This is a genomic window from Dokdonella sp., from assembly GCF_036518555.1.
In the GTDB taxonomy this organism is placed as follows: domain Bacteria; phylum Pseudomonadota; class Gammaproteobacteria; order Xanthomonadales; family Rhodanobacteraceae; genus Dokdonella_A.
In genome coordinates, this window is sequence record NZ_DATDMY010000099.1 from 1 (window position 1) to 10,302 (window position 10,302).

General features: G+C 71.9%; 10 protein-coding genes and 1 pseudogene. 3 read left to right on the forward strand and 8 right to left on the reverse strand.

Going from position 1 to position 10,302, the window contains the following annotated elements:
• From VI238_RS06245 to VI238_RS06270, 6 genes are all read right to left on the reverse strand, one after another.
• The coding region (locus tag VI238_RS06245) for a hypothetical protein (RefSeq protein WP_331649573.1) at positions 1-1,509 on the reverse strand (1,509 nt) is incomplete at its 3' end.
• 191 nt (positions 1,510-1,700) lie between these two features.
• A complete protein-coding gene (locus VI238_RS06250; protein ID WP_331649575.1) occupies positions 1,701-4,052 on the reverse strand; it encodes a winged helix-turn-helix domain-containing protein in 2,352 nt (783 codons plus the stop codon).
• Positions 4,053-4,175: 123 nt separating this feature from the next.
• Entirely contained in the window at positions 4,176-4,964 is a 789-nt protein-coding gene (locus VI238_RS06255; RefSeq protein ID WP_331649577.1) for a pseudouridine synthase, read from the reverse strand.
• 5 nt (positions 4,965-4,969) lie between these two features.
• Positions 4,970-5,236, reverse strand: a complete 267-nt coding sequence (locus VI238_RS06260; protein ID WP_331649579.1) for an acylphosphatase — start codon at positions 5,234-5,236, stop codon at positions 4,970-4,972.
• 4 nt (positions 5,237-5,240) lie between these two features.
• A complete protein-coding gene (locus VI238_RS06265; RefSeq protein ID WP_331649581.1) occupies positions 5,241-5,741 on the reverse strand; it encodes a TlpA disulfide reductase family protein in 501 nt (166 codons plus the stop codon).
• Complete coding sequence (locus VI238_RS06270) at positions 5,738-7,036, reverse strand: YihY family inner membrane protein (protein WP_331649583.1); 1,299 nt, start codon at positions 7,034-7,036, stop codon at positions 5,738-5,740. The genes VI238_RS06265 and VI238_RS06270 overlap by 4 nt, the downstream gene beginning before the upstream one ends.
• A 173-nt stretch (positions 7,037-7,209) precedes the next feature.
• Between VI238_RS06270 and wrbA the strand changes: the two genes are divergently transcribed.
• The gene (gene wrbA, locus VI238_RS06275; protein WP_331649585.1) at positions 7,210-7,809 is read left to right on the forward strand and encodes an NAD(P)H:quinone oxidoreductase; all 600 of its coding nucleotides are present in this window, start codon (positions 7,210-7,212) and stop codon (positions 7,807-7,809) included.
• A complete protein-coding gene (locus VI238_RS06280) occupies positions 7,806-8,150 on the forward strand; it encodes a DUF2069 domain-containing protein (RefSeq protein WP_331649587.1) in 345 nt (114 codons plus the stop codon). Before wrbA ends, VI238_RS06280 begins: the two co-directional genes overlap by 4 nt.
• Positions 8,151-8,214: 64 nt before the next feature.
• Here the strand turns inward: VI238_RS06280 and VI238_RS06285 are convergent, their stop codons facing one another.
• On the reverse strand, positions 8,215-9,189 hold the full coding sequence (locus VI238_RS06285) for a LysR substrate-binding domain-containing protein (RefSeq protein WP_331649591.1): 975 nt from the start codon (positions 9,187-9,189) through the stop codon (positions 8,215-8,217).
• 116 nt (positions 9,190-9,305) lie between these two features.
• Here VI238_RS06285 and VI238_RS06290 point away from each other — a divergent pair, with 116 nt between their 5' ends.
• On the forward strand, positions 9,306-9,890 hold the full coding sequence (locus tag VI238_RS06290; RefSeq protein ID WP_331649589.1) for an FMN-dependent NADH-azoreductase: 585 nt from the start codon (positions 9,306-9,308) through the stop codon (positions 9,888-9,890).
• Positions 9,891-9,911: 21 nt separating this feature from the next.
• Here the strand turns inward: VI238_RS06290 and VI238_RS06295 are convergent.
• Positions 9,912-10,302 (reverse strand): annotated as a pseudogene (locus VI238_RS06295) (MFS transporter); the annotation flags it as partial.

The window sequence follows — 10,302 nt, forward strand, 5'->3', positions numbered from 1 at the left end:
GTCGTCGACGAAGTCGCCGCCCGCGATGTTCATGCCCGCGAGGTCGATGTCCGGCAGGATCACGTGCGCGTTCGCGGCGTCCGGCGCGAACAGGTCGAGGCCGATGTAGTCCTGCGCCCCGGTGCTCGTGTCGAGCTGCACCGCGAACGCGGGCAAGCCGGGGGTGCCGGGGGTGCCGGGCACGCCGGCGGGCGACGGTCGCGTGGCGGCGTCCGCACGCTTCGCCGGGCGGCGCTGCAGCGCCGACGCGTCGAATGCGGTGCGCGCGGTCGCGCGCAGCAGGCGCGCGGCGACCGACGACGGCGGGTATTCGCCCGCGCTCCAGTCAAGCGTGCGGTTGCCATCGTTGCCGACCACGAGCGGCTGGGTCACCGCGATGCCGCTCGCAGCGAACGCGTTCATCTGCGCGACCGGCAACACGAGATGCGGCGCGCCGACGTCGGCATGCACGCTCGCCGACGCGGACAGCGCGTCGGCGGCCGGCTGCAGGGTCCATCGTATGGCCTTTCCCGGCGTCAGCGCGGGCGCGAAGCTCGAATAGGTCCGCGCGATCGTCGCGTCCGCTTGCAGCCCTGCAATCGCCTGGTCGCCCGCGTCGCCGACATCGCCCTGTCCCGATCCCGTGAGGAGGTACTGGAAGAGGTAGCCGCCGCTCGCTTCGTCGATGACGACTTCGAACGTGAAACCGGGCATCGACGGCCAGTCGAGCGCGAGATCCTTCCACTCGACGACGAAGCGGCGCTGCCCGGGCGTGCTGCCGAGCACCTTCGTGTAGACACTGCCGACGCCGTCGGCGTAGCCGCTCCACGCGGGCGCGATCGCCGACGTGACGTAGGTCGAGGGGAACGCGTAGGTCATCGGGATCGCGCACGGCGCGCTGCCCGGCTGGATCGCGCCGTTCGCGCCGACGCAGAGCATGTCGCTGCGCGCGCCGAACAGGTCGACCGGGAACGGCGCCTGCACCAGCGCCGAGCGCGCGTGCGAGAAGCCGCCCGCGAGATCGAGCAAGGTGCCGTCGCTCGCGTCGATGTAGTCGAACGCGACGCCGTCGTCGACCGCGTAGTCGGGACGCGTGCCGCTCGCGGTCCAGCTCACCTCGACATCGCCGTCGACGACCGCGCCGGCGACTTCGAGCTTGATGTAGCGCCAGCTCTCGCCCGGCGCGATGTCCTGGTGCAGCTCGGCGAACAGGTCGCCGTGCAACGAATCGGACAGCGTATGCCAGGACAGCGTGCGGTCGGTGGCGTTGGTGAGCGTGTAGCACCAGGACAGCTGGTCGCCGACATCGGCGACGATGCTCGCCTGCGTGCCGCAGGCGTCGGGCTGGCCCGGGTCCGCGAGCGCGACGCCGACGTCGACGCACAGACCGTCGGCGGAGCATGCGTGCGGAACCTGCGCACCGACGCGGTGCAGCGCGGCGGACTCGGCGGCGCCGGCGCGCGCGCCGCCGAGGACGGCGCAGCCGGACGCGATGAACAGCAACAACCAGTTGGCGGAGCGGAGGGACATCGGGAACCTCGGCAGGGGGCTGGCAGCGGATCAGCGCGGCGACAACGCGATGACCGGCGCATGACGGGAGCCACGAGCCTGCACGAGCGACACCCGCGCGCCATTCGCAGCCGCTAGCAAACCCCTAGCAAGGCGCTAGCAGGAAGGCAGAAGAGCCGTGCAATCAGTGCCTTGGCCGCGGGCGCAACCGGTCATGAGCGAACCGGCGCCGGCGCCGCGTCGCGCAGGTTCGCCCGGACCTGGCGCTCTCCCGCGAGCGCGTCCGCCTGGCGCAACGCGGACGCACGCAAGTCCTCGCGACCGAGCGCCCTATACAGCTCGACCTGCAACTGCGCGCAGGCGAAGTCGCGATCGGACCAGCGCGCGACGCGACCGCCGATCTCGGCCGCGCGGCGCGTATCGCCGCGTTCGAGCAGCCAGTCCGCATAGGCGATCGTGGCGTCGGCGATCGTCGCGGGTACTCCGCCCTGCTCGGCGGTCGCGAGCGCACGTTCGTACTCGCGCGTGGCCGCGGCCGCGTCGCTGCGCGCTCGCGCCCGCGCGGCGAGCACGAGCGCCGCATAGGGCGATTCGTCGTCGACCGCGCCGTCGGCCAGCTGCGATTCGCCGGCACGCACGAGCAGCCACGCGGTGCGTTCGCGCAGCGGCTCGTCGGGCTGCCGCGGCCAGGCCGCGAGCGCGAGTCGCGCTTCCGCGATCGCGCGCGCGCGATCGCCCGTGAGTTCGGCCAGCCGCGCACCCTGCGCGTGCACGTAGTGGCCGTAACCGGCTTGGGTCGCCGCCGCGAGATCGTCGCGGGTGGCCGCGAGCACCTGCGCCGCGGCCTGCAGGCGTCCTACGTCGATGAGCGCGCGCGCGCGATTGGCCGCGAGCGCAAGGCGCTGGCCCGGATCGCCGACCTGCGCGCGCAGCGCCCACAGGCGCTCGCTCGTCGCGAGCGCGTCGTCGTGCTGCAGCAGGTCGGCCTGCACCTCGAGCTGGCCGTTGAGGACCGCACGCTGCGCGTCGACGGCGCCGAAGCGCTCGAACGTCGCCGCGGCGGCGCGGAAGTCGACCAGCGCATCGGCGAGGCGCCGCCGATTCGCGTCGAGCAGGCCAAGGTAGTTGTCGACGCGCGCGAGACCGAGCGCGTCGCCTGCCGCGGCCATGCGCGCGCGCGCGAGGCCGAGGTCGTTGGAGGCGTCGTCGAAGCGACGCAGGCAGCTGCGTGCGAGTCCGCGCCCCGCCAGTGCGTTGCCTTGCGCGAGCGGCTTGCCGTCGGGCTCGGCCAGGCGCACGGCCGCGTCGTACCACGGTTCGGCCGCAGCGCAGTCGCCGCGACGCATCGCGAGCATGCCGCGCGAGACGAGCACGTTCGCACGCAGCTCGAACGACAGCGTGGCCGGATCGGCGAGCAGGTCGCGCAGGATCGCGTCGGCCTCGTCGATGCGGCCGAGGTGGAACGCGACCTGGGCGACGCGGAAGCGCAGGCGCGGATCGCCCTGTTCGGACGGCGATGCCTGTTCGAGCAGTTCGCGTGCGAGACCGTACTCGTTGCCGAGCACGGCCGCTTGTACGCGCTGCAGGCGGTCGTCGAGCGCGTCGCTGCCGCCCTCCTCGTCGAGGCTGGCGCGGTGGCCGAGCGCCGCGAGCAGCAGTCCGCTCGCCTGGCGCGCGGCTTCGGTCGGTTGCGTACGCGTCGAGGCGACCCGATGGCGCGCCCCGCGATCGTCGATCGCGTCGAGTTCGACCTGCCAGCCTTCGCTCGACTGCCGCACGCGGCCGTGCACGACGAGGCGCGGTTCGAACGCGGCGAGCGCGTCCTGCTCACGTCGCGATTCGTCGGCGTCCGCGTGCGCGTGCAGGGCCGCGACGACGCTCTCGCTCGGCGGCACCGGCAACTGCGCCGCGCGCAGGCGTTCGGCGACGAGATCCATCGCGCCGAGGCGCAGCCACCCTTGCTCGCGCGCTGCCGACACCTCGAACGGCAGCACGAGCACGACCTCGGCATCCGCGTGCGCCGACCGCGCCGTCGAAGGTGCACGACGGGTCGTGAACCATGCGCCCGCAGCAGCGAGCGCGACGATCGACGCGACCACCGTGCCGATGACGCGAGCACGACGCGGGTGCCTCTCATCGCGTGCTGCCGGCGCGGGTTCGGCAGGCACCGCAGCGGCGATGCCTGCCGCGCTCGGCGCGGCGGCCGTCGCCTCGGCCGTCGACGCCGCCGGCAGCGCATCGGCGCGCACCGCCTCCGCGTCCTCGACCGGCATGACCCAACGGTAGCCGAAGCCGGGCACGGTGCGGATCGCGCGCTGCGCCTGTGCGTCGTCGCCGATCGCGCGCCGGGCACGCGCGATGAGCTGGCTCACGAGCACGTCGGCGACGTCCACGCGCCCCCACAGCGCCGCAACGAGCTCATCGCGACCGACCGCGCGCTCGCGGTGCTCGACGAGGTAGGCGAGGCAGTCGAACACGCGCCGTGCGACCGGTTGCAGTCGTTCGTCGTAGCTGAGTTCGCGGGCCCGCGGTGCGAGCCGCCAGCGCCCGAAGTGATAGTTCATCCGGGCATTCTAGGGCCTGTGGACGATCCGCAGCCGGGTGCCGCGGCGACGGCGCGATCGCATGCCGGATCGAGGCCAGCGCGCCCTCCTGCCGCGCAAGCGCATCGGCCGGCAGTCGCGCCGTCAACGCGCTGCGATGCGCGACCGCGATGCGAGTGCGGCGACCTCGGCGGGTTCGAGCAGGCGCCAGGCGCCTCTCGCGAGCGAGCCGAGCGCGAGCGGGCCGATCGCGACGCGCACGAGGCGCAGCACGCCGACGTCGAGTGCGGCGAGTACGCGGCGGATCTGCCGGTTGCGGCCCTCGTCGAGCACGATCTCGAGCCAGGCATGGCGCTCGCCGCGGCGCAGTTCGCGCACCGCTTTCACCGCAAGGCGCTCGCCGCGGTCGACGACGCCCGCGCGCATCGCCTCAAGCAGGGTCGCGTCGGGGAGGCGATCGATCTGCACGTGATACGTCTTGTCGAGCCGCGACTCCGGTGCGGTGATCGCCGCGGCCCACGCGCTGTCGTTGCTGAACAGCAGCAAGCCCTCGCTCGCGCGATCGAGCCGGCCGACCGGCGCGAGCCACGGCAGGCCGGAGCCGTCGAGGAGCGCATACACGGTGTCGCGGCCGCGTTCGTCGTCCGCGGTGGTGACGACGCCGCGCGGCTTGTTCAGCGCCAGGTAGACGCGCTCGCGCGCGGCGACCGCGTCGTCGTCGATCGCGATGCGTTCACGTGCGGCGTCGGTCGGGCGCTCCGGATCGCGCACCACGCGACCGTCGACGCTGACGCGACCGGCGGCGATCCAGCGCGCGGCCTGCGTGCGCGAGGCGATGCCGAGCTTCGAGATCACCCGCGCGAGGCCATGGCGGGGTGCGGTCGCGTTCGTCGCCGTCGGCGCGCGCGACGATCCGGTGCGGCGTGCGCGCACGCGCCTCAGAGCCGCGCGAAGCCGGCGCCCGGCGCCGCGTCGAAGACTTCGCGTTCGACCGCATCGACGCGCGCACCCGGCGGACCACGCCGCAACCAGCGTTCGAGTTCGTCGAGCGCCGCGGAGTCGCCGCTGGCGACGACCTCGACGCGGCCGTCGGCGAGGTTCTTCGCCCAGCCGGCCAGGCCGAGTTCGTGCGCGCGAGCCTGGGTCGACGCGCGGAAGAACACGCCCTGCACGAGTCCGGACACGTGGAATCGCGCACCGGCCATCGTGCTACTTGCCGGCTCCTGCGGCGACGACTTTGTCGAGGTCGTCGCCGGTGATCGGACCGGTGAACTTCTTCGCGACCGTGCCGTCCGGCGCGATCACGTAGGTCAGCGGCAGGTTGCGCGGCACCTCGAAGTCCGGCAGCGGGTTGTAGACGTCGCCCTGGGCGAGCGCATACGACACCGGATGCTTCTTCACGAACGCATCGATCTCTTCGCGCTCGGTGTCTTCCCAGGCGATGCCGATCGCGCTCGCTTCCTTCGCGTGCGCGCCCACCCAGGCGGAGATGTCGGGCATCTCCTTGATGCACGGGGAGCACCAGGTCGCCCAGAAATTGACGATGACCCAACGACCGCGCTGCGCGGACAGGTCGAACGTCTTGCCGTCGAGCGTCGCGATCGAAAGGGCGGGCTTCGCCTTCGTCGCGTGCTGCTCGTCGGCGTGCGCGAGGCCGGTCGGGACGGCGGCCACGAGCGCGAAGGCAAGGGCGAGGCGGATCCGGTTCATGCGTGTTCCGTCGGTTTCGGGGCGGGGACGCCGGGCGGGGATGGTACATCCGGCGCGAACAGCGCGGCCAATGGCACGCCGAGTCCATCGCGGATGCGCGTGCCGAGGCGCGCGATGAGCGCGACCGCGGGGGTGGCCAGTCCGTCGACGCCGGCGTCGTCGAGCGGCACGCGATAGCCGCCCGCGTCGACGAGATCGAGCAGTTGCACGCGCCCGAGGTCGCGCACGACGACCCACTCGCCGAGTTCGCCGCGACGGATCACGCCGACCCGATGCAGGTCGCCGAGGTAGCGCTGCAGCAGGTCGTCGGTGAGGAACGGTTCGAGCGCGCACAACTGCGCGCTGTGCAGGCCGCGACCGTCGCGCTGCGCTTCGACGAAATGGCCGAGCACGCGCAGCAGGCCGGTCAGCTCGTGCCCGCGCGGCAGGCGCTGCGACGCGGGTCGATAGTCGAACGCATTGAGCGACGCGGTGATCGACGCGCCGAACAGCACGATCGCCCACGACAGGTAGATCCAGAAGATGAAGATCGGCACCATCGCGAGCGCGCCGTACACCTCCTGGTAGCTCGCGTAGCGCGTCGCGTACAACGCGAAGCCGCGCTTGGCGAGCTCGAACAACGTCGTCGCGAGCAATGCGCCGAACAGCGCATGGCGGGTGCGTACGCCACGGTTCGGGATCACGACGTAAGCGGCGACGAGCGCGCTCCATACGAGCAGGAACGGCAGCACCGCGAGCACGCGCGCCTTGATCGAGAACTGCGCTTCGGCCACGTCGATGAACGGGAGCGCGAACGCGTACGAACTGATCGCGAGCGCGGCGACGAGCAGCAACGGCCCGAGCGTGAGTGCGGTCCAGTAGACGATGAAGCGCGCGCCCGCGCGGCGCGCGACCTGCACGCGCCAGATGCGGTTGAACGCGTCCTCGATGCTCATCATGAGCGAGACCGCGCTGAACAGCAGAACGAGCACGCCGACCGCGGTCGCCTGGCTCGCATTGTCGGCGAACTGGGTGAGGTAGCCCTGCACCGTGCTCCCGGCCGCGGGCACGAAGTTCTCGAACACCCAGCGCGTGACCTGCTCGCGCCACCCCGCGAAGCCGGGGAACGCCGCGAGCACGCCGAGTACGGCCGCGGTCAGCGGCACGAGCGCGAACACGGTCGTGAACGCGAGCGCGCCCGCGGTCTGCAGGCAGCGGTCCTCGAGGAAGCGTCGCCAGGTGAACTCGACGAACGCGACGATGCGGTCGCGGTCGTAGCGCGGATGGACGAGCCGGAGCAGGCGATCGAGCAGCATGCGCCGAGCCTAGCGCAGCGCGGCTGACTGGCCAATGTGCGGCTCGACCGCGCGGCAACGGGCATCGCGCCGCTCGACCTGTGGGACGCCGCCCCGCCCGATGCGGGACGTCGTGCGCACGCAGCGTGCGCGGCGTCGCTTATCATCGGACACCCACTTCCCCGGGCCTGCCGATGAGCGAAATCCTCGTCCTCTACTACAGCCGCGGCGGCAAGGTCGCGCAGCTCGCGCGGCTCGTCGCGCGCGGCGTCGAGGAAATCGGCGGCATGCGCGCGCGCGTGCGCAGCGTGCCGCCGGTCGCGCCCGTGACCCAGACCGCGGCGCCACCCGAGCCCGACGAGGGCGCCCCCTACGTGGCGCGCGCGGACCTCGACGAATGCGCCGGCCTCGTGCTCGGCAGTCCGACCCGCTTCGGCAACATGGCGGCGCCGCTGAAGCACTTCCTCGACACGACCTCGGCCGAATGGGCGTCGGGCACGCTCGTCGGCAAGCCCGCGGGCGTGTTCACCTCGACGAGCACGATGCACGGTGGACAGGAGACGACCCTGCTGTCGATGATGCTGCCGCTGCTCCATCACGGCATGATCCTCGTCGGCATCCCCTACACCGAGGCCGCGCTCAACCGCACGCGCGGCGGCGGTTCGCCGTACGGCGCGAGCCACGTCGCGGGCACGTCGGGAGAGAATCCGATCGACGACGACGAGCGCACGCTCGCGCGCGTGCTCGGGCGCCGGGTCGCCGACGTCGCGGCGAGATTGGAACGCGGCGCATGACACCGCAACGTCTCGGCTACGTCGCCTGGACGGCGCTCGTGCTGCTGCAGCCTCTCTGGTACTTCGGACTCGCGCCGCCCGCGAACGGCAAGCCCGCGTACGCGCTCGCGCTGACCCTGCCGCCACTGCTGCTGCCGCTGCTCGCGCTCGGGCGTCCTCGCCGCGCGCTGCTCTGGATCGGCATCGTCGCGCTGTTCTACTTCTGCCACGGCATCGTCGCGGCCTGGGCCGTACCCGCGGCGCGCCTGCCCGCGCTGCTCGAAGCCGCGTGCTGCGTCGTGCTGGTCGGCGCGATCGGCTGGGACACGCACCAGCGCAAGCGTGCTGCGCGAACGGGCTGATCGACGTCGAAAGCAAAGCCTGAAATCTCTGGCTCTTGACCACGCGACTTCGACGCGCGGTGCGTCAATCCTTCTTCTTCGCCTTCGTCTTCTGCTCGCAGCATTGCTGGTGCTTGTGCTCGACCGCCGACGGCAGGCGCTCGGCGAGGAATTCGACCATCGCGCGCACGCCGGGCAGCTGGCCGCGCCGGCTCGGGTAGACGAAGTGCATGACGCCCTGCGGCATCGCCCAATCCGGCAGTACGACCTCGAGCTCGCCCTTGACGACCGCGGGTGCGCAGACGAACTCGGGCAGGGTCGCCACGCCCTGACCGCGCCGAGCCGCTTCGAACAGCAGCGCGAAGTCGCCGCAGATCACGCGCGCCTGCATCTCGACGCTCGCCTTCGCGCCGTCGGGGCCGTGAAGATCGAGGATCTGCGCGCCGTCGTGCTCGAGCATCGACAGCAGCGGGAGGCGCTCGAGTTCGTCCGGCTGCCGCGGCCGGCCGTGCGCGTCGAGGAACGACGGCGAAGCGACGAGCAGCGCGCGCGAGTGGCCGAACGTGCGCAGCACGAGCGAGGCGTCCGTATCGAGCTTGTCGCGCACGCGGATCGCGAGGTCGAAGCCTTCGCCGATCACGTCGACGCGCCGGTTGCTCGACAGCACGCGCACCTGCACCTTCGGATACGCGGCGAGGAAATCGGGCAGCACGTGCGCGACGATCGTCTGCACGAGCGAGACCGGGCAGCTCAGGCGCACGACGCCGCGCGGCTCCGCACGCAGTTCGTCGACGACGTCCTGCGCCGCACGCGCTTCCTCGAGCGCGGCGCGGCAGTGCGCGTAGAACCGTTCGCCGATCTCGGTCACCGCGAAGCGACGCGTAGTCCGCTGCAGCAGCCGCACGCCGAGGCGCTCCTCGAGCTGGGCGATGCGCTTGCTGAGGCGCGACTTGGGTGTATTGAGCGCGCGTCCCGCGGCCGAGAAGCCCTTGTTCTCGACCACCGCCGCAAAAAAGCGCAGGTCATTGAGGTCGTGCAGTGCACCGTCGGCCGCGGCCATCATCGTTTCCCAGGGTGAACGAACCATCGCATTTTGACCGACTTCTCGATCGATTGTCCACGCCATATCGTTTCAGGCGTCGGGAGCACGGCTCCCACGGTCCAAGGAGACCCGCGATGAAACTGCTCCATGTCGATTCCAGCGCCCTCGGTACGCATTCGGTCACGCGCGAGCTCGGCCGCGCCCTGGTCGAGTCGTGGACGCGCAACAACCCCGGCACCGACGTCGTCTACCACGACCTCGCCGCGCAGCCGCTGCCGCACTGGGCACCGGTCGCCGACGCGGGTGACCCTGCCGTCCGCGCCGGCAACGCGATGCTCGACGAGTTCCTCGCCGCCGACGTCGTCGTCATCGGGGCCCCGATGTACAACTTCTCGATCCCGAGCACGCTCAAGGCATGGATCGACCGCATCGCGGTCGCCGGCAAGACGTTCCGCTACGGCGCGAACGGCCCCGAAGGCCTCGCTGGCGGCAAGCGCGTGATCATCGTCTCCGCGCGCGGTGGCATCTACAGCGAAGGCCCGGCCGAAGCGATGGACTTCCAGGAAGATTACCTGCGCACGGTGTTCGGCTTCCTCGGCGTCACCGACATCGAAGTCGTGCGCGCCGAGGGCGTGAACCTTTCGCCGGAGAGCAAGCAGCGCGCGGTCGCCGCCGCGCACCATTCGATCGCGCGTCGCGAGCACCCACGGGCGGCATGACCGGTTGCGCGCATGCCGGATCTAGTGCGCGTCGGCCGGAGGAGCCGCCGCCGCGACGCGCGGCGGCCGGCACAGCGGCACGAGCACGAGCGCGACGAGGAACATCCACGCCATGAGGCGGAACACGTCATTGAACGCAAGGGTGAGCGAGGCGCGCGTGACGACGCGCGCGAACTCGCCCTGCGCGAGGAGCAGCGCGTGCGCGGCGTCGCTGTTCGCCGCGGCGAAGCGTCCGGCGAGCGCGGCGACGGTTTCCGGAGCGCTGCGCGCGGCTTCGCCGAGGCTCTCGCCGAAACGCGCGACGTGGATGCGCGCTTCGTCCTGCAGCCAGGTGTTGACGACCGCGATGCCGATCGCGCCGCCGAGGTTGCGCATGAGGTTGAACAAGCCCGATGCCGCGCGCAGCTCGGCC

Excerpts from the sequence above, each read along its gene's own strand:
- VI238_RS06280 (WP_331649587.1), top strand. The coding sequence starts at position 7,806 with ATGACACCGCAACGTCTCGGCTACGTCGCCTGGACGGCGCTCGTGCTG.
- VI238_RS06260 (WP_331649579.1), bottom strand. The coding sequence starts at position 5,236 with ATGGCCGGTGCGCGATTCCACGTGTCCGGACTCGTGCAGGGCGTGTTC.
- wrbA (WP_331649585.1), top strand. The coding sequence starts at position 7,210 with ATGAGCGAAATCCTCGTCCTCTACTACAGCCGCGGCGGCAAGGTCGCG.
- VI238_RS06285 (WP_331649591.1), bottom strand. The coding sequence starts at position 9,189 with ATGGCCGCGGCCGACGGTGCACTGCACGACCTCAATGACCTGCGCTTT.
- VI238_RS06270 (WP_331649583.1), bottom strand. The coding sequence starts at position 7,036 with ATGCTGCTCGATCGCCTGCTCCGGCTCGTCCATCCGCGCTACGACCGC.
- VI238_RS06290 (WP_331649589.1), top strand. The coding sequence starts at position 9,306 with ATGAAACTGCTCCATGTCGATTCCAGCGCCCTCGGTACGCATTCGGTC.
- VI238_RS06265 (WP_331649581.1), bottom strand. The coding sequence starts at position 5,741 with ATGAACCGGATCCGCCTCGCCCTTGCCTTCGCGCTCGTGGCCGCCGTC.
- VI238_RS06250 (WP_331649575.1), bottom strand. The coding sequence starts at position 4,052 with ATGAACTATCACTTCGGGCGCTGGCGGCTCGCACCGCGGGCCCGCGAA.